Annotated in this window: 26 protein-coding genes and 1 pseudogene; 21 read left to right on the top strand and 6 right to left on the bottom strand. The window is 72.1% G+C overall.

The genetic code is table 11. The features are described 5' to 3' along the window. Nucleotides 1–50: 50 nt before the first annotated feature. The 5 genes from EIZ62_RS29485 to EIZ62_RS32610 all read left to right on the top strand — a co-directional run bounded on the left by EIZ62_RS29485 (nt 51) and on the right by EIZ62_RS32610 (nt 3,504). Nucleotides 51–713 (top strand): SgcJ/EcaC family oxidoreductase, encoded by a 663-nt coding sequence (locus tag EIZ62_RS29485; RefSeq protein ID WP_156695709.1) that lies wholly within the window; start codon nt 51–53, stop codon nt 711–713. Continuing rightward, nucleotides 710–1,495 (top strand): SDR family NAD(P)-dependent oxidoreductase, encoded by a 786-nt coding sequence (locus EIZ62_RS29480; protein WP_156695708.1) that lies wholly within the window; start codon nt 710–712, stop codon nt 1,493–1,495. Before EIZ62_RS29485 ends, EIZ62_RS29480 begins: the two co-directional genes overlap by 4 nt. Beyond that, nucleotides 1,492–1,875: a hypothetical protein gene (locus EIZ62_RS29475; protein WP_156695707.1), complete on the top strand. Its 384-nt coding sequence runs from the start codon at nt 1,492–1,494 to the stop codon at nt 1,873–1,875. Before EIZ62_RS29480 ends, EIZ62_RS29475 begins: the two co-directional genes overlap by 4 nt. Nucleotides 1,876–2,053: 178 nt before the next feature. Beyond that, on the top strand, nt 2,054–2,923 hold the full coding sequence (locus EIZ62_RS32615; protein WP_244376013.1) for a recombinase family protein: 870 nt from the start codon (nt 2,054–2,056) through the stop codon (nt 2,921–2,923). Continuing rightward, on the top strand, nt 2,920–3,504 hold the full coding sequence (locus EIZ62_RS32610; RefSeq protein ID WP_244376011.1) for a site-specific integrase: 585 nt from the start codon (nt 2,920–2,922) through the stop codon (nt 3,502–3,504). The genes EIZ62_RS32615 and EIZ62_RS32610 overlap by 4 nt, the downstream gene beginning before the upstream one ends. A 32-nt stretch (nt 3,505–3,536) precedes the next feature. Here the strand turns inward: EIZ62_RS32610 and EIZ62_RS29460 are convergent, their stop codons facing one another. Next, a complete protein-coding gene (locus EIZ62_RS29460; RefSeq protein ID WP_156695705.1) occupies nt 3,537–4,166 on the bottom strand; it encodes a class I SAM-dependent methyltransferase in 630 nt (209 codons plus the stop codon). 267 nt (nt 4,167–4,433) lie between these two features. On the opposite strand from EIZ62_RS29460, the gene EIZ62_RS29455 reads away from it, so the two are divergent. Continuing rightward, nucleotides 4,434–4,694 carry a hypothetical protein gene (locus tag EIZ62_RS29455; protein WP_244376009.1) on the top strand — a complete coding sequence of 87 codons (261 nt, stop codon included), beginning with the start codon at nt 4,434–4,436 and terminating at the stop codon, nt 4,692–4,694. Between the two features lie 210 nt (nt 4,695–4,904). On the opposite strand, the gene EIZ62_RS29450 is transcribed toward EIZ62_RS29455, so the two are convergent. Then, entirely contained in the window at nt 4,905–5,309 is a 405-nt protein-coding gene (locus EIZ62_RS29450; RefSeq protein WP_156695704.1) for a glycosyltransferase, read from the bottom strand. A gap of 171 nt (nt 5,310–5,480) precedes the next feature. Here EIZ62_RS29450 and EIZ62_RS29445 point away from each other — a divergent pair, with 171 nt between their 5' ends. The 9 genes from EIZ62_RS29445 to EIZ62_RS29405 all read left to right on the top strand — a co-directional run bounded on the left by EIZ62_RS29445 (nt 5,481) and on the right by EIZ62_RS29405 (nt 15,511). Continuing rightward, nucleotides 5,481–7,031, top strand: a complete 1,551-nt coding sequence (locus tag EIZ62_RS29445) for an ABC transporter substrate-binding protein (RefSeq protein WP_156695703.1) — start codon at nt 5,481–5,483, stop codon at nt 7,029–7,031. Nucleotides 7,032–7,033: 2 nt separating this feature from the next. Next, entirely contained in the window at nt 7,034–7,981 is a 948-nt protein-coding gene (locus EIZ62_RS29440) for an ABC transporter permease (protein WP_156695702.1), read from the top strand. Beyond that, nucleotides 7,978–8,814 (top strand): ABC transporter permease, encoded by an 837-nt coding sequence (locus tag EIZ62_RS29435; RefSeq protein WP_156695701.1) that lies wholly within the window; start codon nt 7,978–7,980, stop codon nt 8,812–8,814. Before EIZ62_RS29440 ends, EIZ62_RS29435 begins: the two co-directional genes overlap by 4 nt. Beyond that, the gene (locus tag EIZ62_RS29430) at nt 8,811–10,430 is read left to right on the top strand and encodes an ABC transporter ATP-binding protein (protein ID WP_156695700.1); all 1,620 of its coding nucleotides are present in this window, start codon (nt 8,811–8,813) and stop codon (nt 10,428–10,430) included. Before EIZ62_RS29435 ends, EIZ62_RS29430 begins: the two co-directional genes overlap by 4 nt. Nucleotides 10,431–10,564: 134 nt before the next feature. Beyond that, nucleotides 10,565–11,335, top strand: coding sequence for a class I SAM-dependent methyltransferase (locus tag EIZ62_RS29425; RefSeq protein ID WP_156695699.1), 771 nt, complete (start codon nt 10,565–10,567; stop codon nt 11,333–11,335). Between the two features lie 16 nt (nt 11,336–11,351). After that, nucleotides 11,352–12,440 (top strand): pyridoxal-phosphate dependent enzyme, encoded by a 1,089-nt coding sequence (locus EIZ62_RS29420; RefSeq protein ID WP_156695698.1) that lies wholly within the window; start codon nt 11,352–11,354, stop codon nt 12,438–12,440. A 65-nt stretch (nt 12,441–12,505) separates the two neighbouring features. Continuing rightward, nucleotides 12,506–13,309 carry a phytanoyl-CoA dioxygenase family protein gene (locus tag EIZ62_RS29415; RefSeq protein WP_208828092.1) on the top strand — a complete coding sequence of 268 codons (804 nt, stop codon included), beginning with the start codon at nt 12,506–12,508 and terminating at the stop codon, nt 13,307–13,309. 61 nt (nt 13,310–13,370) lie between these two features. Next, a complete protein-coding gene (locus EIZ62_RS29410) occupies nt 13,371–14,192 on the top strand; it encodes a Rossmann-like domain-containing protein (RefSeq protein WP_156695697.1) in 822 nt (273 codons plus the stop codon). Further along, a complete protein-coding gene (locus EIZ62_RS29405; protein WP_208828090.1) occupies nt 14,189–15,511 on the top strand; it encodes an MFS transporter in 1,323 nt (440 codons plus the stop codon). The genes EIZ62_RS29410 and EIZ62_RS29405 overlap by 4 nt, the downstream gene beginning before the upstream one ends. An 81-nt stretch (nt 15,512–15,592) precedes the next feature. Here the strand turns inward: EIZ62_RS29405 and EIZ62_RS29400 are convergent, their stop codons facing one another. Together EIZ62_RS29400 and EIZ62_RS29395 are read right to left on the bottom strand one after the other, a co-directional pair. Beyond that, on the bottom strand, nt 15,593–17,251 hold the full coding sequence (locus tag EIZ62_RS29400; RefSeq protein ID WP_156695696.1) for a serine/threonine-protein kinase: 1,659 nt from the start codon (nt 17,249–17,251) through the stop codon (nt 15,593–15,595). Between the two features lie 55 nt (nt 17,252–17,306). Further along, a complete protein-coding gene (locus tag EIZ62_RS29395) occupies nt 17,307–17,693 on the bottom strand; it encodes a VOC family protein (protein ID WP_156695695.1) in 387 nt (128 codons plus the stop codon). A gap of 337 nt (nt 17,694–18,030) precedes the next feature. On the opposite strand from EIZ62_RS29395, the gene EIZ62_RS29390 reads away from it, so the two are divergent. Then, the gene (locus tag EIZ62_RS29390) at nt 18,031–18,684 is read left to right on the top strand and encodes a TetR/AcrR family transcriptional regulator (RefSeq protein ID WP_156695694.1); all 654 of its coding nucleotides are present in this window, start codon (nt 18,031–18,033) and stop codon (nt 18,682–18,684) included. 139 nt (nt 18,685–18,823) lie between these two features. On the opposite strand, the gene EIZ62_RS29385 is transcribed toward EIZ62_RS29390, so the two are convergent. Together EIZ62_RS29385 and EIZ62_RS29380 are read right to left on the bottom strand one after the other, a co-directional pair. Beyond that, complete coding sequence (locus tag EIZ62_RS29385) at nt 18,824–19,036, bottom strand: DUF4287 domain-containing protein (RefSeq protein ID WP_156695693.1); 213 nt, start codon at nt 19,034–19,036, stop codon at nt 18,824–18,826. A 31-nt stretch (nt 19,037–19,067) separates the two neighbouring features. After that, the gene (locus tag EIZ62_RS29380) at nt 19,068–19,451 is read right to left on the bottom strand and encodes a hypothetical protein (protein WP_156695692.1); all 384 of its coding nucleotides are present in this window, start codon (nt 19,449–19,451) and stop codon (nt 19,068–19,070) included. Nucleotides 19,452–19,808: 357 nt separating this feature from the next. On the opposite strand from EIZ62_RS29380, the gene EIZ62_RS29375 reads away from it, so the two are divergent. From EIZ62_RS29375 to EIZ62_RS29355, 5 genes and pseudogenes are all read left to right on the top strand, one after another. Continuing rightward, complete coding sequence (locus EIZ62_RS29375) at nt 19,809–20,789, top strand: HAMP domain-containing sensor histidine kinase (RefSeq protein WP_156695691.1); 981 nt, start codon at nt 19,809–19,811, stop codon at nt 20,787–20,789. Next, nucleotides 20,786–21,451 (top strand): response regulator, encoded by a 666-nt coding sequence (locus EIZ62_RS29370; RefSeq protein WP_156695690.1) that lies wholly within the window; start codon nt 20,786–20,788, stop codon nt 21,449–21,451. Before EIZ62_RS29375 ends, EIZ62_RS29370 begins: the two co-directional genes overlap by 4 nt. Before the next feature lie 637 nt (nt 21,452–22,088). Beyond that, nucleotides 22,089–24,389: a protein translocase subunit SecD gene (gene secD, locus EIZ62_RS29365; protein WP_156695689.1), complete on the top strand. Its 2,301-nt coding sequence runs from the start codon at nt 22,089–22,091 to the stop codon at nt 24,387–24,389. 251 nt (nt 24,390–24,640) lie between these two features. Further along, nucleotides 24,641–24,781 (top strand): annotated as a pseudogene (locus EIZ62_RS29360) (DNA repair protein); the annotation flags it as partial. A 175-nt stretch (nt 24,782–24,956) separates the two neighbouring features. Continuing rightward, nucleotides 24,957–25,292, top strand: a complete 336-nt coding sequence (locus EIZ62_RS29355; RefSeq protein ID WP_156695688.1) for a TraR/DksA family transcriptional regulator — start codon at nt 24,957–24,959, stop codon at nt 25,290–25,292. The last annotated feature ends 53 nt before the right edge of the window (nt 25,293–25,345 follow it).

The following is a 25,345-nucleotide window of genomic DNA, read 5'->3' as shown; positions in this document are numbered from 1 at the left end:
CGAGTCTCCACCGAACCCGGAACGGTTCAGAAACCTAAGCGAGCACCCTGATGACCACTGAACACACAGCCACGCCCGCCCACGACACCATCTCCCCCACGCCCTCAGCCCGGCCGCGCCGAAGGCGCCTCAAACGAGCGCTGGGTATCTCGGCGCTGACCGTGGCCGTGGCCGCTGGAGGCGGATACCTCTGGCTCAAGACCACCTCCGATGTGCACCAAACCGGCCAGGCGGACTGCATGAAGGTGACCCCCACCGGCACTCACGCCACGCACCAAGACCATGCCGCCGTCTGCGCCGTCATGGACTCCCTCATCGAGGCATGGGACCGCAACGACGCCGATGCCTACGGCAAGCAGTTCACCAAGGACGCCACCTACACCACTTTCGTCGGCAGCCACTACGAAGGCCGCAAGGACATCACCGACTCCCACGCTGCCCTCTTCGACGACTTCCTCGAAGGCAGCAAGCTCGCCGGCACCTACCTCGACGTCCGCTTCCTCACCCCGGATACGGCCGTGATCACCGGCCGCGGCGACGACTACACCGGCGACAAGCCGGACAAGCTGTCCAAGGTCCAGACCTACACACTGGTGCGTGACGCGGACGAGCAGTGGCGGGTGGCAGCCTTCCACAACACCCAGCGCAAGCCCGTCATGGAACGCATCTCCTTCATCTTCTCGCCCGACACCAAGCCGCAGGCCGAGCGATGACCGGACGACGCAGGGCGCTGGTGACCGGCGCCAGCGAGGGCATCGGAAGGGCCTTGACACGCCGGCTTGCCGCGAGCGGATACACCATCACCGCGGTGGCCCGCAGCCAGGAACGCCTGGACGCGCTGGCTGGTGAGCTCGGCCCTGGCCACCACGCCCTCGCCGCCGACCTGGCCACGGAAGCGGGATGCCGGCGCGTACGGCAGGAACTGCAGAAATCCCGCTACGACCTGCTGGTCAACAACGCGGGCGCGGCCGCTGCCGGACCGTTCGTCGAAGTGTCGGCGGAGCAGGCCACATCCATGATCCGGCTGAACTGCGATGCCCTGGTGACCTTGGCGCACGCCTTCCTCAACGGTGCCCGATCGGGAGATGCGCTGATCAACGTGGCCTCCACGCTCGCGTTCGCGCCCATGCCGCAGCTGAGCATCTACAGCGCCACCAAGGCGTTCGTGGCCTCGTTCTCCGAGTCGCTGTGGGCCGAGCAACGACCACGCGGGGTCTATGTGATGGGGCTGTGTCCTGGCATGACGGCCACGAAGTCCCAGCCACATACGGGCGATCAGGTGCCGGCCGTCATGGTGCAAACCCCCGAGCAGGTAGCGGCCACCGCCATTGCAGCCCTGGAACGCCGCCATCGTCCCACCATCATCTCCGGCAAGAAGAACACCGTCTTCGCCGCTGTCACCCGCACCATGCCGCGCCGAACCCTCCAGCGGATACTCGGCAACGGCCGCACCCCCAGCACACCACCACCGCCTCAGGCGACAGGACGCACATGACCATCCGCAACGCACATCCGCATACACCCGCAGGGACAACCCAGAACAACCGCAAGCTGCTGGCCGAGGCCACCGGATACGTAGATCTGCCGCCCGCACAGGTACGACGAGCATTGGTGGCCAAGGTCCCCGACGGCTACGTCGCCGTGGACGAGTCGGACACATGCGTCGGCGCCCAGGGATCCTGGTGGGCCCGCCGGGAGTACGCCCTGCAGCCCGAGCGCACGGGCACCCGAGTGACGCTGCGGGTCTACAACATCGCCAGCAAGGCACGCTGGGCCGTGCCCCTGGTCAACAAGTTCTTCATCGGCTTCCCGCACGCTATGCAGTCCGAACTCGACACCCTGCTGGCGGCGATGCCCGCACCGTCGCGCCCCTGATCGTGACATGGGCGAAGTGTCGTCAGACGATCGTTTGACGACAGGCGGCCGACGTGTCCAATGACCTCCGGGAATACGGGGGTTCATGGCGGCCCGAATCCAATCAGATCCGATGGTGATTGCTGACAGGGTTTGACGACAGATAGGGTCCGATCCTCCGTACGGAAGGGGCCCCTCGGTGGCGAACCTGGTCTACAAGCGGGTCTCGACCGACCAGCAGTCCACCGCCCGCCAGGACCTCGTCCTCGCCGAGGCCGGGATCGAGGACCCGGTCGTCTTCGAGGAGGATCCGGGCACCTCCAGCCGCCTCCACCCGCTCCAGCGCCCCAAGTTCCGCGAACTGCTCACCTACGCGCGGCCGGGCGACACCGCGCACATCTCCGAGATGTTCCGCCTCGTGCGCGGCACCGGCCACATCCTCGACGTCCTCGAAGTCCTGCACCGCGACCAGCTCGCCCTGCGCATCCACGACGGAGCGTTCTCCGCGATGGACCTCACCGCCCGCCACCCGAGCACCGGCGAGCTGCTGTCCACCGTGAAGTTCATGGTGCAGACCCTCGCCGCCGCCGGCGAACTCCAGCGTGACCTCCAGCGCGAGCTGACGTACGACGGCCTGCGTGCCGCCGAGGCCAAGGGCAGCAAGGGCGGACGACGGCCCGCCGTGGCGGCCTGCCCGCGGTCGACAAGTACCTGTGTTCCTTCCAACGCTGGCTTCCCGGGCATCTGGCCCGCATCGCCGACGCCGAGCACGTCAAGACGATCAAGCTGTTCGCGACCTGGCGTGTCCTTCCTCGGCTGCGGGCCCGCGCCGAGCGAAGCCACATCACACCCAGCGTCCGACGGTTCGCCGCCGAGCAGATCAAGTACGCGACCGCATTTCTGCAATGGCTCGGCGAGCGCAGCAGCACCCTCGCGTCCTGCGGCCAGATCGACATCGACGCCTGGTGGGCCGGGAACACCGAGCACAGCCGAACCTGCCTGCGAGCCTTCCTCAGCTGGGCGATGCAGAGCCGCCGCTGCCGACGCGCCCTCTCCATCCCCGCGATGAAGGTCTCCCGGCGGGCCGTGCTGAGCGAGGACGAGCGCCTCGATGCCCTTGGCCGGCTGCTGACCGACGCGGAGATACCCATGCGTCTCCGAGCCGCCGGAGTCATCGTCCTCCTTTACGCACAGCCCGTAAGCCCTATCGTCCGGCTCAGCGTCGACGACCTGATCCGCGACGGCGACACCGTGCTTCTACGGCTCGGCGAGCCAGCCTCGCCCGTTCCTGCACCGGTCGCCGCGCTGCTGCTGGAGCACATCGCAAACCGCGACAACATGAACACTGCTACCAACCCTGCATCCTGCTGGCTCTTCCCCGGGCGCCGGGCGGGCCAGCCGTTTCGCCCCGACCACCTGTCCGCGCTCCTGAACGAGGTCGGGGTTCCGGCCGCCGCTGCCCGCGGTGCCGCCATCCGACAGCAACTCCTCGAACTACCCGGCCCCGTCGTCGCGGACGCCCTCGGCTACCACAACAAGACCACCACTCGCCTGCTCAACGAGACCGGCGGAACGTGGAGCCGATACGCCGCTGGAGATCACACACGGTCACCAGCAGGCTGGGCTCCACGGGGACCTGGCGACAGTTGAATACAGCGAGCGCACCAGTAGAAGGCCATGCTCTAGCGGAGGCGGGCCAGCAAGTGGGCGTCGAGGAAGCCCCGCTCAGAGGCCGGGTCGTGGAGCAGCCGGGCGAATGTGACGAGCCCGGCCCCGGCCAGCAGCTCGGCGAACCGGTCCGCCGGCCAGCTATAAGCGGGCGTCACCTTGTGGTCGAAGCGGACCGGCTCGGGCCCGTCTGTCGCGAAGAACGAGACCAGGAGCAGGCCCCCTGGTGCCAGGACACGCGCCTGCTCGGCAAGCAGCGCGGGTAGTTCCCCAGGAGGGGTGTGGATCATCGAGTAGTGGGCCAGCACTCCGCCGAGCGCGCCGTCCTCAACTGGGAGGGCCTCCATCCGTGCCTCGTCGAACTGCAGCTCCGGATGGGCCCGCCGGGCATGGTCGACCATGGCTGGGGAGAGGTCCAGCCCGAAGGCATCCAGCCCGAGGTCGTGCAGCATGGCCGTCAGATGTCCGGGCCCGCAGCCGACATCGGCCGCCCGCAGGTTCCCCGTCCCGCGCACCAGCTCGGCAAAGATGCCGATCATGTTCCGCGAGAACGGCTGCGTCTCCAGCCGATTAGCGAACATCGACGCATACAGCTCGACGACCCCGTCGTAGGCCGCCCTGGTCTCGTCCTGGTGCTCCGCCACGGGAAGGAAGTTAACACCCCCCATTCGCAGCTGTTCTCCGGCCCCATGCCAAATCCCGCGCCGTCGTAGCGGACTCGCTCGGCTACCACAACAAGACCACCACCTGGCTCCGCAACGAGACCAGGAGGACCTGGAGCGATACGCCGCTGGCGACCACAATCGGTCACCAGCTGGCTGGGTTCCTCGGGGAAACCGGCGACAGTTGATTAGGCGATCACACCAGTACCGAGGCCGGTTCCGGCGCCGGAACTGCCCGTCATCCTCTACATGCCCGGCAAGGTCGCCGACTTCCTCCGCAAAGCCGGCCTGCCCGGCGACCAGCGCTCGGCCCTGGCCGACGGGATGACCGTACGGCGCGGCCAGGGCTACATCCTCCGTGTGACCGCCGCACCGTCCGTCCACCGCGAGCTCCTCGCTCGCTGCCAACCCCTCGACGGCGCGCAGGCCGTCCCGGCGCAGCGCAAGGCCCGTCGCGAGTACGAGAACCGCGTCAACGCCCTGCCCGAAGCGGCAACCGAGCGCTCTTGAAGCTACCGGCCGGTTACTTGCTCCCGGGTGCCTGGGCTAGGGCGTGTTTCGAAAGTAGCGTCGTCCGCCCGGAGGGCGGGGCCGGGGGCGTCTGGTGCGTGCGATCGCAAGGCGGAGGTCGGAGAGCGCAGCGGGCTGCGCCGACGGCCGACAACGCCGCGAGGGTGCGTGCCGGGCGTTCCCGGCCAGACGGGACTTTCGAAACACGCCCTAGGAGTTCCGGGCCGGGTGGGACGGTACGAGGTAGGTGCCGATGACGGGGACGCCCAGCGCTTCGCCGGCCGCCCGGCTGAGCGGTGCCGGGCCGAAGGCGGTGAGCAGCAGGTCGGCTCCGCCCGCCGCGGCCTGCGCCACCCCGTCGGCGAGCCCGTCCGCGTACGCCCTGGTCAGCGCCTGCGTCTCGGCCCGCGACGCCGCCCTGGCCCAGTCCTCGATCAGCGCTTGCGGGTCTCCCGGTACGGGTCGGTGGTCGAGTCCGCAGCCGCGGACGAGTGTCTCGAAGCACGGGTGGGCGGCGACGGCGACTTCGTGGCCCGCGGCCGTCAGGCGCTGCCCCAGGCCCGTGTAGGGCGCGACGTCTCCGCGTGAGCCGGCCGTGACGATCAGGATGCGCATCCGGTGATTCTCCACGAGGGGGCCGGGAACCAGGCTTCGGCCGAGATCGAACCAACCGTCAGACGAGATTGACAATCATTTTCATCTATTGGATGCTGCTCGGGCCCCGCACTCCTCCGCGCCGTCCTGCGGACGTGGTGCGGGGTCCACCACGTGAGCCTGGGGAGCAGCATGTCGATCTTCCGGAACCGCCGAGAGTTCCTCGCCCTGACCGGCGCCGCAGCGGGCGGCATAGCCCTGACCGCGTGCGGCGGCCCCGGCGCCACGGACGAGGCCGCCGGCGGCGGCGAGCCGCGGCGGGGCGGCCGGTTCCGGGCGCTGTTCACCGGGGGCGGCGAGCAGGAGACGATCGACCCGCACGCCGAGTCGCTGGCCATCGACATGGCCCGCACCAAGGCGCTGTTCGACCGGCTCGTGGAGCTGGACGCCACCATGGCGCCCGTACCCCGCCTCGCCGCGAAGTGGGAGTCCAACGCCGACGCCACCGTGTGGCGGTTCACCCTCCGCGAGGCGCTCTTCCACGACGGCAAGCCGCTGGCGCCCGAGGACGTCCTCTTCACCTTCGCCCGCATCCTCGACCCGAAGGCGACCACCCACTTCGCGCAGGGCCTGCTGTCCGTCATCGACCTCAAGAAGAGCCGCGCGGCGGGCGGGAACGTCGTCGAGGTCGCCCTGAAGCGGCCCACCGCCGAGTTCCCCGCCCTCCTCGGCACCCTCGGCACGGCCGTCGTCAGCTCCCGGTACGCCGACCCGGCCCGCCCGGCCGGCACCGGGGCGTTCCGGCTGAAGACCTTCCAGGCCGGGCGTTCCTTCGTCGCCGAGCGCTTCGACGACCACTGGGACGGCGGCGCGTACGTCGACGAGCTGCACGTCCTCGCCGCGGACGCCGACGCCCGCGGCAACGCCCTGCGGGCGGGGGAAGCCGAGTTCGGCTACGAGATGACGCCCACCTTCGCGCGGACCGTCCAGGCCGACAGATCCGTACGGGTCCTGGCCGCCAAGGGCAGCACCGCCCACGCCATCGTGATGAAGTGCGACCAGGAACCCTTCGACGACCCGGACGTGACCCTGGCGTTCAAACTGCTCGCCGACCGCGAAAAGCTCGTCCAGGTCGTCCTCGCCGGACAGGGCGTGGTCGGCAACGACATGTTCGGCAAGGGCTACCAGTACTACCCCGAGGACGTCCCGCAGCGTACGCGTGACGTCGAGGAGGCCCGCGCGCTGCTGAAGAAGGCGGGCGTGCTCAACAGGACGCTGTCCCTCTACACCTCATCAGTGGCCAACGGCTTCGTGGAGGCCGCGACGCTCTTCGCCGAGCAGGCCGCCGACGCCGGACTGCGGGTGAAGGTCACCACCGGTTCGTCCGAGACGTACTTCAAGGACCAGCTCACCAAGGGGGTGATGGGCAGCCACCGCTCCGGCGCGATGACCATCCCCAACTACCTCAACGACCGGCTGCTGAGCACCTCCGCCTTCAACGCCTCCGCCTGGCGCCGCAAGGACTTCGACGCGGCCTTCGCCACGGCCCGGTCCACCACCGACGAGGCCGAACGGACCCGGCTCTACGGCCGGTTGCAGCGCACGGTGCACGACGAGGGCGGACTGCTCGTGTGGGGCCACCCGGACTGGCTCAACGCCGTCTCGTCCCGGGTCCGCGGCATGGACGCCGCCCCGCCCAACACCCTGCACTCGGCCCGCTTCGACAAGGTGTGGCTGGCCTGACGATGCGTGGGTACGCCTTCCAGCGGCTCGCCCTCGGCGCCGCCCAGCTCGCGCTGCTCGCGGTGCTGGTCTTCGCCCTGACCGCCCTCCTGCCGGGTGACGCCGCCGACGTCCGCAACAACGAGGACGCCACCGACGCGCAGGTAGCGGCGCTGCGCGAACAACTCGGCCTGGACCGCCCGGCGGTGGAGCGGTTCACCGACTGGGCGGCGGGCCTGCCCACCGGCGACTTCGGCACCTCCCTGGTCAGCGGCGGCCCGGTACGGGACATCCTCGCCGACACCGTCGGTACGACCCTGGTGCTCGGCGCGGTGACGCTCGCCGTCGTCCTGCCCGTGGCCGTGCTCCTCGGCGTGGCGTCCGGTCTGCGCGAGGGCGGCCGCCTGGACCGTACCGTCACCTCCGTCACCCTCGCCCTGAACGCCGTACCCGACTTCGTGCTGGCCCTGCTGCTGGTCGCCGGGCTGTCGCTCAAGCTGGGCCTGCTGCCCGCCACATGGGTGGGCGTCGAGGCGGGCGACCTGCTCGCCGAACCCGCGCTGCTGGTCCTGCCGGTCACGGTCGTGGCCGCGCGCGTGGTGTGCCTGCTCTCCCGGCAGGTGCGGGCGGGCGTGGTCTCCGTCCTCGGCGCGGGGTACGTCGTGCAGGCCAGGCGCCTGGGCGTGCCGCGCCGGACGCTGCTGCTGCGCCACGTACTGCCCAACGCGGCGGTCCCCGGCATCCAGGAGCTGGCGCGGGTGGGCGACAACCTCGTCGGCGGCGTCCTGATCGTCGAGGCGGTCTTCGCCGTGCCCGGGGTGGCCACCGCGCTCGTCCGGGCGGTGGAGGCGCGGGACGTACCCACCGTGCAGGGCCTCGCCCTGGTGGTCGCCGTCGCGGCCCTGCTGTTCAGCCTCGCGGCGGACCTGCTGTGTCACCGCCTCGTCCCGCGTACGGAGGTCCTCCGATGAATGCCCGTGCGGTGGTCCGCTCCCTGCGGGCGCCCGTCGGCGCCGTGCTCCTCGCCCTGCCGCTCGGCGCGGCCGCGCTGGGGCCGCTGTTCGCCGACGCGCCCGCCGCCGGGCTGGCCGCCCCCTACGCGGCACGCGACGGCGAACACCTCCTCGGCACGGACGCCCTGGGCCGCGACGTCCTGGCCCTGCTGCTCCACGGCGGGCGCAGCGCGCTGGGCATGGCCCTGGGCGCGGTCGTACTCGCCTACCTGGTGGGCGGGATGGCCGGCCTGCTCGCGGCGTCCGCGCGTCGGCGGTGGCTGGACGAACTGCTCATCCGGCCGCTGGACGTGCTCCTGCCGCTCCCGACCCTGTTGGTGATCAGTGTGGTCGCCGTGGGCTGGCGCGGCTCACCGGTCGCCATCGCGCTCGCCGTCGCTGCCGTCAACGTGCCGCCGGTCGCCCGGCTGGTCAGGGCGGCCGCGCTGGACGCGGCGAGCAGTCCGGTCGCCGAGGCGCTGCGGCTCCAGGGCGAGTCGTGGAGCCGCATCCAGTTCGGGTTCGTCGCGCGCTCGGCGCTCGGCCCGGTCACCGCCGACTTCGGCACCCGGGTCACCCTCGCGGTCTTCCTCGTCGGATCGGCCAACTTCCTGGGGCTCGGGCTGAGTCCGACGGCACCCGACTGGGCGGTGAGCATCGCGCGCGGCCGGGAGGGGCTCCTGCTCCAGCCGTGGGCGGTGCTGGCGCCCGCCCTGATGCTCGTCCTGTTCACGGTGGGGCTCAACCTGCTTGCCGACCGCCTGCTCGCCCGTTCCCGCCCCCTCACGCAGAGGAAGGAGCCCGCCCGATGACCGCGCTCACCACCCCCACCGGCGGACCCACCGCGCTCGCCACCGTCCGCGACCTGACCGCACGCGCCGGGAACACCGTGCTCCTCGACGGGGTCGACCTCGACCTGTACGCGGGACGCGTCACCGCGCTCGTCGGCCCGTCCGGCAGCGGCAAGACGACCGCCGCCCTCACGCTCCTGGGCGAGGCGGGACCGGGCGTACGGCTGACCGGCCGGGTCACCGTCGGCGGCGTCACCGTCGTCGACGGCCTCGGCCCCACGGCGAGGGCCGCCTCGGTGCCCGGGCGGGTCGTGGCGTACATGCCGCAACACCCGGGAAGCACACTGAACCCGGCCCGCCGCACCGGCGCCGTCCTCGCCGAACTGGCCCGGCTGCACCACCCGGCGTCCCCGCCGGCGGACGTGGTGGCGGAGGCGCTCCGCTCCGCGCAGCTCCCTGCCGGGCGGGACGTCCAGCGGCGCTTCCCCCACCAGTTCTCCGGCGGCCAGCGGCAGCGCGTCGCCCTCGCCCAGACCCTGGTGTGCCGCCCCCGGATCCTGGTCCTCGACGAGCCCAGCACCGGTCTGGACACGGTGGCCCGCACGCGGCTCGCGGAGGAACTCGCCTCGCTCACCCGCGAGGGCCTCGGCCTGCTCCTGCTCAGCCACGACCACGACCTGGTGCGGGCCCTCGCCGACCACGTGGTCGTCCTGAGCCGTGGCCGGGTGGTGGCCTCGGGCACTCCCGCCGAGGCCCTGCCCGTCCGGCCGCGGCCCGACGTCGTACGCCACCGCCCCCGCGACCCCGGCCGGCCGCCGGTGCTGGAGGTGCGCGCGCTCTCCGCGCACCTGCGAAGCCACCGCCGCGGCCCCGTCCTGCACGCGGTGGACCTGCGTCTGGCGGCCGGGGCCTGCGTCGGTGTCGCGGGCCTGTCCGGCAGCGGCAAGACGACCCTGGCCCGCTGCGTCGCCGGCCTCCACGAGCGGCAGCGCGGCCGGGTGCTCCTGGACGGCGTGGCCCTGCCCGTCCTGCGGCGGCGCACCCGCGAGCAGAAGCGGCGCGTGCAGTACGTGTGGCAGGAGGTGCGCGGCTCGTTCGACGAGCGGCGTCCGGTGGCCGAGCAGGTGGCCCGTACCGCCGTACGGCTCCGCGGTCGCGCCCCGGACGACGCGCGCGCCGACGCGCTGCGGCTGCTGGACCGCCTGGGGCTCGACCCGGAGACCGCCGGGCGCCGGCCCGCCGGCCTGTCCGGCGGCGAGCTGCAACGGGCGGCGCTGGCCCGGGCGGTCGTCGCGGCACCCGACGTCCTGGTCTGCGACGAGATCACCACGGCCCTGGACCCGGCCGCCACCTCGGCGGTCCTCGCCGAACTCGCCCGGCTCCGCGAGGAGCACGGCACCGCGCTGCTGTGGGTGAGCCACGATCTCGGGCTCCTCGCCGCCGTCGCCCATCACGTCGTCGTCATCGACGAGGGGCGCGTCGTCGAGACCGGCGCCCCCGACGAGGTGCTGCGCGCGCCCCGGGCCGCGCTCACCCGGCGGCTCGTCGACGCGATGGACCTCGGCGCGGGCCGGGCGGTCGCGGACACGGCCTCGGGCCGGACGGGCGCGGACCGGGCGGCCTCGCACCCGTCCTAGCCCACGGCGCAAGCGGCGCGCTCCGCGCACTCTCCGCGCGCTCTGCGCACTCTCCGGGCCGAGCGTCGCGGCCACCACGTGTCCGGTGCCCGCAACGACCTACTTCCCCCTCTCCATCCGATCACGGAGGAACCATGACCGACCGCACCGCAGTCGGCGGCGCCGCGTCCGAGGACGCTGCCCACGCGCTGCTGGCCTCCCTGCCCGACACGCTGCCCCGGGAGGAGATCCTCGCCATCAACAGCGGCTCCACGTCCGACATCCACACCGAGCGGACGTACGCGTACAACGGCTGGACCTTCACACTCCCGCCGGGCGTGTTCGCGCCGGGCGACACCAGCCGCATCGTCCACGACCGTCTGCTGGACGGCACGATCCCCGTCAAGGGCCGCTCGTACGCGGCGATGGGCGCCGGCCTCGGCGTCGAAGCCGTGATCGCCGGCTCCCTGGGGGCGCGGGAGGTCTACGCGGCCGACGTCCACCCGGACAGCGTGGCGACGGCCGCCGCGCACTACCGGGACATCGTCGGCGACCGGACGGACACCGTCTTCCGGCCGCTGGTGTCCAACCTGTTCGAGGACTTCCCCGACACCGCCCGGCTGGACGTCATCACCTTCAACCCGCCCGCCGTCAGCACCAGGACCAGCGAGGACCCCACCGTGGTCCGCAACGTCTGCGTGGGCGCCGGGATCGTCCTGCGCTTCCTCGACCAGATCGTCACCCGCGATCTGCTCGCGCCGGACGGTGAGGTCCACCTGGTCGTGTCCAACACCGCCGAACTCAGGCGGATCGTCGGCCACGCCGTCGACGCCGGGTTCCGGCCCGTCGTCCTGCACCGCCAGACCTGGGAGGGCGACAACTGCCAGGCGTACCTGTTCAAGCTCATCCGGCACGACGCCGCCTGACCGGGAGGACGACGACATGCACGCGCACATAGCCGAGGCCGTCAAGGTACCGGACGTGGTGACCGTCCCACCGGGGGCGATCTGTCTGCGCTTCGAGACCATGAAGCTCTACTCGGCGCTCGGCGCCGTACGCCACCTGCTGGAGACGGGGCAGGTGGAGCCCGGTGACACCCTGGTCGACAGTTCCAGCGGCATCTACGCCCACGCGCTCGCCCTGGCCTGCCACCGCTACGGCCTGAACTGCCACATCGTCGGCTCCACGACCGTGGACCGCACCCTGCGCGTCCAGCTGGAGATCCTCGGCGCCACGCTCGAACAGGTCCGGCCGTCCAGGAACCTGCGCCTGGACCAGAACCTCCGTGTCGAGCGGATCGGCGAACTGCTGCGCGAGAACCCGCACTACCACTGGATGCGGCAGTACCACGACTCCATCCACTACCTCGGCTACCGCGACGTCGCCGACCTCATCCGCAAGGAGGTCCCCGAGGGCCCCCTGTCGCTCGTCGGCGGTGTCGGCACCGGCGCGTCCACCGGCGCCATCGCCACGTACCTGCGGGAGACGGGGCGTGACGTGAAGCTCATCGGCGTACAGCCGTTCGGCAGCGTCACCTTCGGCGCCGAGCACGTGTCCGACCCGGACATGATCATCGCAGGTATCGGCAGCTCCATCCCGTTCCAGAACGTCCGGCACGACCTGTACGACCGCATCCACTGGGTCAACTTCGACTACGCCATGTCCGGCGCCGTCGAACTCCTGCGGGTCAGTGGCATCTTCGCCGGCCTGTCGGCGGGCGCCGCGTACCTGGCCACACTCTGGGAGCGGGAGCGGGAGCGGGGGCGTGAACGGGAGCGTGAACGGGAACGCGGGCGGGTTCGGGGGCGGGACGCCGACCGGACGTACGTGTTCCTGGCCGCCGACACGGGCCACCGCTACGTCGACAGCGCCTACGCCCACCATGCCGGGGCCAAGGGCCTCGGCGCGTTGCTCCCCCACGAGGTGACGACGCAGGACGAGCTCCGGCACCCCTGGTCCGCCATGGACTGGCCGCCCGCCGACAGCGCGCTGTTGCGCGGGGCGCCCGTGCTGGTGGCCGAGTCGGCCTAGGCCGTGTCCGGCTCATACGGCTCCCCCTCCCCCGTACCCCCGCGCTCGACCGGAAGGTGACTCCCGTGTCCCTGCCCCCGACCCCACCCCCGTCCCTCGACGAGCAGCTCGCACGCGGCTTCGTCCTCCTGCCACGGCTCCTGGGGCCGGTCGAAACGGCGGCCCTGGGCGAGGCGGCCGAGTCCGTGCTCGCACGGGTGACCGGGAGGGCGCCGGCGGCACGGGCCGACGTCACCGTATGGCCGGACGGGCACCGGCTGGAACGGGTGGACGGCACCACCGTCCACTGGGAACCGGAGGCCCGTCCGCCCGCCGTACGCAGCCTCTCGCCCGTCACCCCACTGCACCCGTCGCTCGGCGCCCTGTGGAACGACGAGCGGATCGCGGCTCCGATGCGCCGGATCGTCGGCTGCGAACGCCTGGGCGGCTTCACATCCAAGCTGAACTTCAAGCGCGCGGGCGTCGGTTCGGAGTTCCGCTGGCACCAGGACCACCCGTTCTGGTACTGCTGCGCCGGCCCCAGCGCGCGGGACGTCGCCACCGCGATGGTCTTCCTCGACGACGTCACCTCCGACAACGGCGCCCTGGAGATCGTGCCGGGCAGCCACCTGGCCGGACCCGCACCGCGTGACCGGTCCGAGCCCACCGGCCTGCTGGTCGACGCCGCGCGCACCGATGTGAGCGGGGCGGTGACCGTGGAGGCTCCGGCCGGGTCGGTGCTGATGTTCCCCGGGCTGCTCGTGCACCGCTCCGGCCCCAACCGGACGGACCGGGACCGGCGTTCGCTGCTGCTGTGCTTCCAGCCGGCCGGGCGCCCGGAACTGGCGGACCTGCCGTACCGCGCCGAGCGGCTGACCGACCTGCCCTGACCACCCCTTTCCCACCCCCCGTCGTCCTCTCCCCTCCACGTACACCCGAGAAGGAACCGCCATGTCTCCTGCACAGCCACAGTCCATACCGGAGCTGCGAGAAGCCGTCCTGGAGGGCGCTTTCGGCCCGCTCCCCGGCGAACTGGCCGTCACCAGCGCCTTCTACGTCCACCACACCACCCGGCTGGCCGGGAGCCAGGTCACGTACCGGAACCAGTACGCGCTCCTCCGCTCCGGGGACGCCTTCGGTGCCTGCTCCTTCGAACCCGGCGACCTCACCCCGGACTTCTGCGCCGAAGCCTCCGGGCACACCCTCGACACCCTGATACGGCACGAGTCCGCGCCAGTACGCATCGCCGCGCTCGACGCCTACCTCGGACGGGTGCGGCCGCACCGCGACGCGGAGGACGCCGAGACGGTCACCCTGCCGACCGGTACGCCGGAGGCGCGGGCCGGGGCGAGGGACGCCGCCGTGGCCGGGCTCCTCGACACCGCCCCCGGGGCGAAGGTCGCGCTGATCGGCGTCGTCAACCCACTGGTCGCGGCGATACGCGAGCGGGGCGGCGTCCCCCTGCCCTGCGACTTCAACCTGCGCACCACCAACTGGGGCGACCCCGTCACCGACGACATGGCCGAGGTGCTCGCCGAGGCCGACGCGGTCGTCGCCACCGGCATGACCCTGATGAACGGCAGCTTCGACCGGATCCTGGAGCACTGCCGCAAGCACGGGATCCCGCTGGTGGTGTACGCCCAGACCGGCAGCGCCGTCGCGCGGGCGTTCCTGGGCGCCGGCGTGACCGGGCTGTCCGCCGAGCCGTTCCCCTTCTCCCAGTTCAGCGCGGACGAGACGGCGCTCTACCGGTACCGGGCGGAGCGGATATGAGCAGCGAGCCCAAGGGCCCCTCGGCGGCCGTGAGTACCGGCGCGGCACCCGTCCCCGCCCCCAGCACTGGCACTGCCACTGGCACCGGCACCGGCACCGGCACCGGCACCGTGCCCGGTGATCTGGCGATGACCCGTGTCCTGTGGCCGTTCATGCTGGCCTCGGCCGTGGGTCTGGTGCCCTTCACCATCTACAGCACCTTCCTCGTCCCCCTCGCCGACGCGTCCGGCGGCGGTGTGGCCGCGCTGGGTCAGCTGCGTGGTCTGGGCGGCCTGGCCGCCCTCGCCGTGGGCACCGCGCTGGCACCGCTGATCGACCGCGTACGCCGGGAGTGGGCGGCCGCGGGCGGGCTGGCCGTGCTCGCGGTCTCGGCGGCGCTCGGCGCGAGCGGCGAGTTCCTGCTCCTCGCGGCGTTCTGCCTGCTGGTGGGCGCCGGAACGGCCGTACTGAACCCCGCGCTGACCGCGGCCGCGGCCGACCGGTTCGACGATGACGCCGCGGCGGGCCGTGCCGCCACCCTCATCACGGCCACCCAGTCGCTGACCGCGCTCCTCGCCGCGCCGCTCGTGGCGCTGCCGGCCCTGGTGTGGGGTTGGCGGGGAGACCTGTGGGCGATCGCCGCGCTCTGCTCCGTACTGGCTTTGTACTTCCTCCTGCGCGGCCGCCGGAAGCCGGGGGCGGAGGTGGCCGGGGCGGCGGAACGGCCCGGCTATCTGGAGTCGTTCCGGCTCCTGGCGGCCGTGCCCGGCGTCGTCCCGCTCCTCGCGATCGCCATGCTGCGAACGGCCGCGTTCATGGGCTACCTCGCCTATCTCGCCGCCTTCTACGACGAGCGGTTCGGGCTCGCACCCGGCCCCTTCGCACTGGTGTGGACGCTGAGCGGCACGTCCTTCTTCCTGGGCAACCTGCTCGCCGGCCGGGTGTTGAGCGCCGAACGGTCAAGGGTCCCGGCGGAACGCCTGATGACGCTGGCGCTGATCGTGGCCCTGGTCGCGCTGGTCGCCGTCTTCTTCGCCCGTTCGCTCTGGCTGGCCCTGCCCCTGACAGCCCTGGTCGGCGCCGGACACGCGACGGTCGCGGCCTGCGTCACCACGTCGCTCGTACGGCGCTGCGGGTCGCTGCGCGGCGCGGCGCTGAGCGTCAACGCCGCCGGCATGAGCTTCGGCGTCTTCGCGGGCGCCGGCCTGGGCGGCGTGGGCCTGGCCCTCGGCGGCTTCGCCGGCACGGCGGCGGCGCTCGGCGGACTCACCCTCGTGGCCCTCGTCCTCGCCCGCGTCGCGGCCAAGTCGTCGGCAGGGGCTTCGCGTACGTCCTCGTGACGGGCCGGCGCCGGACGTCGAACACACAGTGCCGCCGTCGCGCGTCGTCCGGGCCGGTGTGCGCCGGCCCGGGCCACGACCTCAGGCCGCGTCCTCCCAGACGTACATGCCCAGTTGCAGGAAGGCGGCTTCCCGTAGGGCCGTCTGCTTGACCTGGATGGTGAGGGCCGCGATGTCGCCGGCAGCGTTCTTGACGCAGAGCTGGGTGCCGGCGTCCGCCGCCGCGAGCGACCAGGTGCGGTACTCGGAGCCGGTGGCGCCGGTGAGGAGGTGACGGCAGGCGGCGAGGGAGGCGGTCTTCCCGTTGAACAGCTGCACGAACACGCTGGTGTCGCTCCGCAGCGCGCAGTCCGTGTCGTCCTCGCAGTCGAGGCGGATCTCACCCCTGCGGTCCTTGGGAAGCCTCGGCTCACGCAGGTTCAGGGAGTTCTTCTCGTCCAGCCACACCGGGGACAGCACGTCGGCGCCCGACGCCGCGAGGGCGTTGGGGGCCGGCTTGGACGCCCGGGGGACGCCGGAGGCGGGGTTACCGGAGGCGGGGTTGCCGGACCGCGGCGTCTCGGCCGGTGCGGACTTCGTCGGACCGGGTGTCGAAGCGGGTGCGCCCGCGGCTCGCTCGCGCAGGCCGAACCGGTCCCCGGCGAGCCAGGTGAGGCCCGTCAGCACCAGTGCGCCCGCCGTCACGGCGGCGACCGTGATCAGCGCGGTACGCCGTCGGGTCGCCCTGCGCCGGGCGGGGCTCAGCAACAGCGTGGGGGCCGCGGTCGACGGGTCCACGGGGGTGGGCACCGGTTGCGGCACGGCCGCCTCGGGTCCGGTGACCTCGCGCCAGACGGCCGGCCCGGCGCCCGCGTCGGCGCCTGTTCTCGCACCCGTGCCGGTGTCCGCGTCGGCGGCGTCGGCGTCGGCGTCGGCGTCCAGTTGTCGTCGGCACCACTCGACGACCTCCGCCAAGGTGGCCCGCTCCCCGGGATCGGTCGCCAGGCACCGGGCGATCAGCGGGCGCAACGGCTCGGGCAGCAGAGTCAGGTCGGGTTCCTCGTGCACGATCCGGTACAGCACGACGGGCGCGATGCCGTCCCCGTACAGCGGTTCACCCAGCGCCGCGAAGGCGGCCGTCTGCCCCAGGGCGAAGACGTCGGTCGCCGGGGTGACCTCACCGGCGACCGCCTGCTCGGGGGCCATGAAGTGGGGCGTACCGACGGTGGATCCGGTGGCGGTGTGGGACGAGAGGCCGGCGGCGATCGATATACCGAAGTCGATCACCCGCGGCCCGTCGGCGGCCAGCAGGACGTTGGACGGCTTGAGGTCCCGGTGAACGATCCCCGCGGCGTGGACCGCCTGGAGCGCCTCCGCCACGCCGGCCATCAGCCACAGCACGGCCGACACCGGCAGCGGACCACGCCGGGCGACGGCTTCGGTGAGGGACGGCCCGGGCACGTACAGCGTGGCGAGCCAGGGCGGTACGCCGTCGGTGTCGGCGTCGACGAGTTCCGCGGTGTAGGCGCCCCTGACCCGGCGGGCGGCCTCCACCTCCCGGCGGAACCGCCGCCGGAAGGCCGGGTCGTCGGCCAGCTCGGGCCGCACCACCTTGATCGCCACCGGGCGGCCGCCGGGGGTGTGCGACAGGTACACCCGCCCCATGCCCCCCGCGCCGAGCCGGGCCGCGAGGCGGTATCCGGCAACGACGGGAGGGTCGTCCGCATGGAGCGGCTGGAACACCTCGGTGGTACTGCGCATCGGACTGTCGTCCCCCTGATCCCCGACCGGCCGACGGGCCGGCCCGGGCGACAGCCTAGGCGGTCGGCGTGACCCACTCGACGAACTGGACGATCACGCCGTTCGGGTCGGTGACCTGGAAGAGGCGCTCTCCCCAGGGTTCCTCGCGCAGCGGCATGGTGATCTCGACGCCCTCGGCGCGCAGCCGCTTCTCCTCGGTGTCGATGCCGGTGGTGGTGAAGGCGAGGATCAGGCCGGAGGCGCGCTGATCGCGCTGGTCGGCCGGCAGCACTTCGGTGCCGCGTGCGAGCAGGACGACGTCCATCGCGGCGTCGTCCCGCGACAGGGAGGCGAATCCCTCGGCGGCGGCCTGCTCGACGTAGCCGAGGTGGGCGGTGAAGAACCGCTGGGACGCGGTGACGTCGTCGACGGTGAGCGAGACGGTGGACGCGGTGATCTGCAAGGTGCTTCTCCTCGTTGTCTTCCGGGAGGCGGAGTACGGGTGCCGGGAGCGGTGAGTGCGCGGCGGGTGCGTGCTGGTCAGTAACCGGAGCGGCGCGGCAGGTTGGGGGGCTTCGGCGGGAGGCGCCGGGCGGGGGCCGGCAGAGCGCGGACGGGACGCCGGCTACCGGCCCGGGCCGGACCGACCGTGACGGACGTGACGTAAGAGCGGGCAGGGCGGGGTGCGGGCATGCGGTGCATCCGTTCTTCACTTCGGGTAAAACTTGCGACGGACGTAAATTTAGACTGAGCACACGAAAGCTGTCAACATAAGAATGCTACGAGTGTAAGATTGCCCCATGACTACTGACGCCACCCCGTCCGCGACCCTTCCCGGCCTGCGGGAGACGAAGAAGCAGGAGACCCGGCAGCTCATCTCCGACGTCGCCACCGGTTTGTTCCTCGCCCAGGGGTTCGAACGGACCACCATCGCCGAGATCGCCACCGCCGCGCGCGTGGCGAAGAAGACGGTGACCAACTACTTCTCACGCAAGGAGGACCTGGTCCTGGACCACCAGGACGCCTTCATCGCCTCACTGGCCGGTACGGTGAGCGGCCGTCAGGCCGGTGAATCGGCCCTCTCCGCCCTGCGCCGCGCCTTCACCGACGCGGCCGCGGGCACCGACCCGGTCGCCGGGTTCTCCGGGCCCGACTTCGCGCGCATGATCGCCGACAGCCCCACCCTCTCGGCCCGGCTGCGCGACCTGCACGACCTGCGGGAGGCCGCCCTGGCCGACGCCCTGGCCGACGCCACCGGCACCCCCCGCGGCGAGATCGCCCCCCGCACGGCCGCCGCCCTGCTCGGCGCCGTGCACCGCACCCTGTTCCAGCGCATCCAGGAACTCACCCTCGCCGGACAGGACAACGCCCGGATCTCCACCACCGTCATCGCGGAGGCGGACAGCGCTTTCGGCATGCTGGAGCCGTCGCTCGCGGACTACGCCACAGCCTGAACGGCCGCGCTCGCGGGCGCCCTTGGCGGCGAGCCGTCGGGGGCTCTTCGTAAAACACCGTGGCCTCCCGCGGTTGAGCACGCGAGAGGCCACGGCTCCCCTGCTCGGGGTCAGGTGGGTCGGATGAGCCAGGCGCGGTTCACCTTCCGCCGCCCTCGGCGAGGGTGTGCGCGACCAGCGCGTTGGCATGGCCGTGCCCCATGTCGTGCTCGGTCTTGAGCCAGGCGACGAGTTCCATGTGCTTGGTCAGGGGTGAGGAGCGGATCAAGTCCTTCCACTCGGCGATCGGTCGGCCGTACTTCTTCTCTATCGAGGGGAAGTAACTGGCGGGGCCCTTCACGGGTTCGGTCATGCCGCTGAATCCGTCCATCCGTAGTCGATGATCATGAATTGTTGCCCTCCCGGGACCGTCTGTCGATCCTCCGCAAAGGATCTGTGGACGTCCCCCACCGCCGCAGAAGGGCCCGACGTCGGGTTTCCGGCGGCAGCGCCGCACCGGTGCCGGACGCCTGGGCGAGCCAGGCCCAGACCAGGTCGACCACGACGGCCCCCGACGGTGCGGCGTCACACGGCTTGAGCCTTCGCGCCTGGTGTGACAGCCCGGTGAGGAACTCCGCGAGCACGGCGCCCATGCCCTCGCGCCCGGAGAGGCCGCACCCGAGCAACGGTCGCACCCGGCGTTCGGGAAGCGGCGTCAGCGCCTTCGGCAGGTCGACGCCCACGCCCGTGACGAGTTCGTCGCCCCGGGCGTCACCCGGGTGGTACATGGGTGTCCACGTGGCGGGACTGCCGGGGACCCAGCCGGTAGCGGATGGGCAGTGTCGTCCTCGGCCACGCCCTCACCGCGCCCAGCTCCATCAGCAGCGGTTCCGCATGGAAGTGACTGGTGGACCCGCACGGGTGCGAGCACGGCCCGTGCGGGCGCCGATCCGGCGGCTGACCAGGGCGTACGTAGGCACACGGCGCGGAAATGGGCATTGGAGCCCATCGACGGATCAGCGGACCGCGGGCAGGCTGGCCTCAGCCGGTCCGGAGCAGTGGCCGCGAGGAGTGCTCGGAGTCCGCGGTGACCGACACTGTAGACAAAGCCGTGTCACGGAGAGACAGAGAAAGGCCTCATCGCGGTGTCCCTGTTCTGGCGGATCTTCGCCCTCAACGCCGTGGTGCTCGGGACCGCGACCGCGCTGCTGTTGTGGGCGCCGGTGACCGTGTCCGTACCGGTCCTGCTGACCGAAGCGGTCATCCTCGTGGCGGGCCTGGTGGTCATGCTGATCGCCAACGCGGCGCTGCTGCGGATCGGCCTGGCCCCTCTGGACCGGCTCACCAAGCTCATGACCACCGTCGACCTGCTGCGCCCGGGGCAGCGGCTGCCGGAACACGGACACGGCGGGATCGCCGAGCTGATTCGCACGTTCAACGCCATGCTGGACAGGCTGGAGCATGAGCGCGCCACCAGCAGTGCCCGGGCGCTGCTCGCGCAGGAGGCCGAGCGACGCCGGATCTCCCAGGAGCTCCACGACGAGGTCGGCCAGAGCATGACCGCGATCCTGTTGGGACTGAAACGGGCGGCGGACGAGGCGGACGAACCCCTGCGCGGCGAGCTGCACCAGGTGCAGGAGATCACCCGGGAGGGCCTGGACGAGGTGCGCCGCCTGGTACGCCGGCTACGGCCGGGCGTCCTGGACGATCTCGGCCTGGTCAGCGCGCTGACCTCGCTGACCACGGAGTTCGCCACCCACACCGGGCTACGCGTGGTGCGCCACTTCGACGCGCCCCTGCCCGATCTCGACGAGCAGAGCGAACTGGTGCTGTACCGCGTCGCCCAGGAGGCCCTGACCAACGTCGCCCGCCACGCCGAGGCCGACCGGGTGTCGGTGAGCCTGCGCCTCGCCGACGGCACGGTGGTGCTGGCCGTCGCGGACGACGGCCGGGGGACGGGAGTCGCGCGTGAGGGCGCGGGGATCCGGGGGATGCGCGAGCGGGCCCTGCTGATCGGGGCCACGCTGGAGGTCACCTCCCAGCCGCAGGCCGGTACGCAGGTCCGGCTGACCGTACCCGTTCAGCCCGCTCAGCCCGCTCAGCCCGTTCTCAGGGAGCAGCCGTGACCGCAAACGACGCGACGGTGATCCGTATCCTCCTCGCCGACGACCATGCGCTGGTGCGTCGCGGTGTGCGGCTCATCCTCGACCGGGAGCCGGACCTCCAGGTCGTCGCCGAGGCCGGCGACGGCGCGGAGGCCATCGCCCTGGCCCGTTCCCACGAGGTCGACCTGGCCGTACTGGACATCGCCATGCCCCGGATGACCGGCCTGCAGGCCGCCCGTGAACTGATCGCGCTCCAGCCGGACCTTCGGGTGCTGATGCTGACCATGCACGACAACGAGCAGTACTTCTTCCAGGCGCTGAAGGCCGGCGCCAGCGGGTACGTACTGAAGTCCGTGGCCGACCGTGACCTGATCGCCGCCTGCCGGGCCGCCATGCGCGACGAGCCCTTCCTGTACCCGGGCGCGATCACCGCTCTCATCCGCAACTATCTCGACCGCGTCCGGCAGGGAGAGGAGCCTCCGGAGCAGGTCCTCACGCGCCGGGAGGAGGAAGTCCTCAAGCTGGTCGCCGAAGGCCACTCCTCCAAGGAGATCGCCGAGATGCTCTTCATCAGCATCAAGACGGTCCACCGGCACCGGGCGAACCTGCTGCACAAACTCGGCCTGCGTGACCGTTTGGAACTCACCCGCTACGCCATCCGCGCCGGCCTCGTCGAACCCTGATCCGACGCGGCTCCGACGCCGCTCCGTCGCGTGCCTCAAGGGGCACCTGCCACTCCACAGCCCGGACCTCGCAGCCTCCGACGGACCCGCTGCCGCCCGGCCATCGACGACGACACAAGGGGGGACGGCGCATGGCACGCTCCGTGCACACCGCCCCCCGTACGGGCGGCTCCGGCCCGGCAGCGGTGAGCGCTGCCCTGCTCGCCGTCCTGCTCGCCGCCCTTGCCGTTGTGCTCGCCGTTGTGCTCGGCCCGCCGGCGCACGGCAGCACATACGTCGCCGACGGCGTGGCACCGGTGTCCGGTGCCGTACGGGCCGACGGGGGCCGCGGCCCGCACGCTGACGACGGGCACCCTGCCGCCTGCAACACGCTGCTGCGGGCTTCTCGCGACACCCCGGGTGAGCGGTCCGCACCTCCGTCCACCACCGCGCTCACCGCGTGCTGCGGTATCCACGTCCCATCGTGGCCCGTTCGTTCGAGTCCGCCGGCGGCGAGTGCACCCGCTGCCCCGTGTCCGGCGAGCCGTCACCAGGGGCGGGCGCCTCCTCCGCGCCCCGGCATCTGAACGCCCCTCCCCTTCCTTCCATCGACCGCGGCCGCCGTCCCGGGCCGCGGTGTGCCTGCCGGAGGCCCGCCTTGACCCGCGCCCTGCGCATCCGGGGGCTGCTCGCCCTCGCCGTAGTCGCCCTGTCGCTGTACATCACCTTCACCGTGCCCGTCCGCCTCGGACTCGACTTGAGCGGGGGCACGCAGATCGTGCTGGAGACCCGCCCCACCGCCACCGCTGACGCCGGCAGCGAGGCCACCGACCGCACCCTGGAGGTGCTGCGCGGACGCATCGACGCGCTCGGCGTCGCCGAACCCACCCTCGCCCGCTCGGGCGACAACCGGATCGTCGTGGAACTGCCCGGCGTACAGGACCCGGCCAAGGCCGCGGACGTGCTCGGCCGCACCGCCCACATGACCTTCCACCAGGTCGTCGGCACCGCCACCGACACCGACTCCGCCTCTGGCACCGACACCGAGTCCGCCACGCGTACCGGCACCGGCACCGGCGCCGCCACCGACACCGACACCGACACCGAACCGCTGCCCGTACGGCCCCGCCAACAGGTTCTGGCCGACGAGTCCGGCCAGCTGCTCCGTCTCGAGGAGAGTGCGCTGACCGGCAAGGACGTCAAGGAGGCCGCCGCCCGGTTCGAGCAGCAGGGTGGCGCGGGATGGCAGGTCACCGTCGACTTCGCGGGATCCGGCCGCGACGGCTGGGCCCGCCTGACCGGCGAGGCCGCCTGTCACCCGGCCGGGGATCCGTCCCGGCGGGTCGCCATCGTGCTGGACGGGAAGATCATCTCCTCGCCGCAGGTCGACCCCTCGGTCGGCTGCGGCTCGGGCATCGGCGGCGGCTCCACGCAGATCACCGGCTCCTTCACCGCCGCTGAGGCCAAGGAACTGGCCCTGCTCATCAACGGCGGCGCTCTGCCGGTACCCGTGGAGACGGTCGAGCAGCGCACCGTCGGCCCCACCCTGGGCGCCCAGGCCATCAGCGCCAGCGCCTGGGCCGCCGCCGTCGGCACCACGCTGACAGCGCTGTTCATCGTCGCCGTCTACCGGCTCCTGGGCGCGTTGGCCACCGTGGCGCTGGCCTGCTACGGCCTGATCTCCTACGCCGCCCTGGCCGCCCTCGGCGCCACCCTCACCCTGCCCGGACTCGCCGGGCTCGTCCTGACGATCGGCATGGCCGTCGACGCCAACGTCCTCACCTTCGAACGAGCGCGCGAAGAGTACGCCTCCCGGCTCCGGCCCAGCCCGCGCTCCTCGCTGACCGCGGGGTTCCGCGGCGCGTTCAGCGCGGTCGCCGACTCCAACATCACCACCCTCATCGCCGCCGGCCTGCTGTTCCTCCTCGCCTCCGGACCCGTGCGCGGCTTCGGCGTCACCCTGGGCATCGGTGTGCTGGCGTCCATGTTCAGCGCCCTGGTCATCACCCGTGTGCTCGCCGACCACGCCGTCTCCCGGCCCTGGCTGCGCCGTCGCCCCCGCCTGACGGGCATCGCCCACCCCGGCACCGTCCGCGAACGCCTCACCCGCAGGAACCCCGATCTGATGCGCCACCCCAGGCGGTGGCTGGCCGCCTCCTCCATCGTGCTGGTTCTGGCCGCCTCCGGGATCTGTTTCCGGGGCCTGGACTTCGGCGTCGAATTCACCGGGGGCCGCCTCATCGAGTACACCACCGCCACCCCCGTCGACCCCGACCGGGCCCGCGCCGCCCTCGCCGACGCCGGGTTCCCCCGCGCCGTCGTCCAGACCTCCGGCGACAGCCGGCTCACCGTCCGCACCGACCGGCTGACCAACGCGCAGTCGGCCACCGTCAGCGAAACCATCGGACATCTGACCAGCCGGGCCGACAAGCTCCGGGACGAGGCCATCGGCCCCAGCCTCGGCAAGGAACTGCGCCAGGGCGCTTTGATCGCCCTCGCCGTCGCCCTCGGCGCCCAGCTGTTCTACCTCGCGGCCCGCTTCCGCTGGCTCTTCGGCACTTCCGCGGTCGCCGCCCTCGTCCACGACACGGTGATCCTCGTCGGTGTCTTCGCCTGGCTCGGCAAACCCGTCGACGGCGTCTTCCTCGCCGCGCTGCTGACCGTCATCGGCTACTCGGTGAACGACTCCGTCGTCGTCTTCGACCGCATCAGGGACCTGGGCCGACGCGACGGGGCGGCACCCTTCGCGGCCGTCGCCAACCGGGCGCTCGTGCAGACCCTGCCCCGGACCGTCAACACCGGCATGGGCGCCGCCTTCATCCTCACCGCCCTGGCCGTCCTCGGCGGCGACTCCCTCACGGACTTCGCCGTCGCCCTGCTCATCGGCCTCGCGGTGGGAACCTACTCCTCCATGTTCACCGCCACGCCCCTCGCCATCGCCCTCCACAAGGGCCGGTAGGCGAGGGTCCCACCGCGGCCCATAGAGGGTGGAGCGGGGGTACGTGAGCGCGGGAGCGAACGGGTGGGGGCCGGTGCCGGGCATCCAGCCGGCCACGGTGCGGCAGGCGTGCGAGGCGTGTGGGCGGACTTGCGGCACGCGTGCACGTACTCGACGCTGGGGTCGACGAGGCGGTCGTCGGCGGCGATTGTCCATGCCGCCGACCCGCGTCGACGCCGCCCCGGCGGAAGCCGCCCCCGTACATCGGAGGCCGGATCATCGCGGATTTCGCGGTACTCGCGCGCCGGACCAAGGTGCTGCACCTGTCCCATGACGGACGGCTCACCGAACACCGGCCCACGGTGGGTGACCGGCTGCGTGAGGACGGCCTTCTGGTGTACGACCAGCACTGAGCAGACCACTGTTCGCGAACCCGGTGACCGTCTGCACCGTGCGGCCCCGACGAAATGGGGTCTGCGCCCGATGGCCACCGACCGCCTGGGCGGCGAGGGTGGAGGGCGAAGGGGAGAGCGCCGGAGAACGCGGTGGTATCCCTGCTCGGCTGTCATGGGAAGGGACTGTTACGTGATGTCGCTGGACTCCGCCGCCCGCGCCGGTTCTGCCGTCGAACGCTTCAGTGTGCACGAGGCACGTCAGCGTCTGGAGCACGAGCGCCATGCCCGTCTCACCCAGTTGCAGGCCGTGGGCGAAGCCTCCGGCGGTGCCCCGGAGGCCCATGACCTGCAGATCGTGCAGAGAGGGGCGATTGAGCATGCGCTGAAGGACATCGACGCCGCCCTTGCCCGGCTTCAGCAGGGCACGTACGGCACCTGCCAGGGATGCGACAGGCCCATCCCGGTGGAGCGGCTCGAGATTCTGCCGTACGCGCGGTGCTGTGTGCCGTGCCAGCAGCGCGCCGGCTGACCAATGAGGCCTGGCGTACCGCTCTGGCCGCGGCCGGAGCCTTCCGAGTATCC

It is taken from the genome of Streptomyces ficellus, assembly GCF_009739905.1.
Lineage (GTDB): Bacteria > Actinomycetota > Actinomycetes > Streptomycetales > Streptomycetaceae > Streptomyces > Streptomyces ficellus_A.
Note: the sequence above shows the minus strand (reverse complement) of the source record. Positions and strands in the feature narration are given on the sequence as shown.

Coding starts and splice junctions, on each gene's coding strand:
- EIZ62_RS29485 (WP_156695709.1), top strand. CDS start 51: ATGACCACTGAACACACAGCCACGCCCGCCCACGACACCATCTCCCCC.
- EIZ62_RS29480 (WP_156695708.1), top strand. CDS start 710: ATGACCGGACGACGCAGGGCGCTGGTGACCGGCGCCAGCGAGGGCATC.
- EIZ62_RS29475 (WP_156695707.1), top strand. CDS start 1,492: ATGACCATCCGCAACGCACATCCGCATACACCCGCAGGGACAACCCAG.
- EIZ62_RS32610 (WP_244376011.1), top strand. CDS start 2,920: ATGAAGGTCTCCCGGCGGGCCGTGCTGAGCGAGGACGAGCGCCTCGAT.
- EIZ62_RS29455 (WP_244376009.1), top strand. CDS start 4,434: ATGCCCGGCAAGGTCGCCGACTTCCTCCGCAAAGCCGGCCTGCCCGGC.
- EIZ62_RS29450 (WP_156695704.1), bottom strand. CDS start 5,309: ATGCGCATCCTGATCGTCACGGCCGGCTCACGCGGAGACGTCGCGCCC.
- EIZ62_RS29445 (WP_156695703.1), top strand. CDS start 5,481: ATGTCGATCTTCCGGAACCGCCGAGAGTTCCTCGCCCTGACCGGCGCC.
- EIZ62_RS29440 (WP_156695702.1), top strand. CDS start 7,034: ATGCGTGGGTACGCCTTCCAGCGGCTCGCCCTCGGCGCCGCCCAGCTC.
- EIZ62_RS29435 (WP_156695701.1), top strand. CDS start 7,978: ATGAATGCCCGTGCGGTGGTCCGCTCCCTGCGGGCGCCCGTCGGCGCC.
- EIZ62_RS29430 (WP_156695700.1), top strand. CDS start 8,811: ATGACCGCGCTCACCACCCCCACCGGCGGACCCACCGCGCTCGCCACC.
- EIZ62_RS29425 (WP_156695699.1), top strand. CDS start 10,565: ATGACCGACCGCACCGCAGTCGGCGGCGCCGCGTCCGAGGACGCTGCC.
- EIZ62_RS29420 (WP_156695698.1), top strand. CDS start 11,352: ATGCACGCGCACATAGCCGAGGCCGTCAAGGTACCGGACGTGGTGACC.
- EIZ62_RS29410 (WP_156695697.1), top strand. CDS start 13,371: ATGTCTCCTGCACAGCCACAGTCCATACCGGAGCTGCGAGAAGCCGTC.
- EIZ62_RS29405 (WP_208828090.1), top strand. CDS start 14,189: ATGAGCAGCGAGCCCAAGGGCCCCTCGGCGGCCGTGAGTACCGGCGCG.
- EIZ62_RS29400 (WP_156695696.1), bottom strand. CDS start 17,251: ATGCGCAGTACCACCGAGGTGTTCCAGCCGCTCCATGCGGACGACCCT.
- EIZ62_RS29390 (WP_156695694.1), top strand. CDS start 18,031: ATGACTACTGACGCCACCCCGTCCGCGACCCTTCCCGGCCTGCGGGAG.
- EIZ62_RS29385 (WP_156695693.1), bottom strand. CDS start 19,036: ATGACCGAACCCGTGAAGGGCCCCGCCAGTTACTTCCCCTCGATAGAG.
- EIZ62_RS29380 (WP_156695692.1), bottom strand. CDS start 19,451: ATGTACCACCCGGGTGACGCCCGGGGCGACGAACTCGTCACGGGCGTG.
- EIZ62_RS29355 (WP_156695688.1), top strand. CDS start 24,957: ATGTCGCTGGACTCCGCCGCCCGCGCCGGTTCTGCCGTCGAACGCTTC.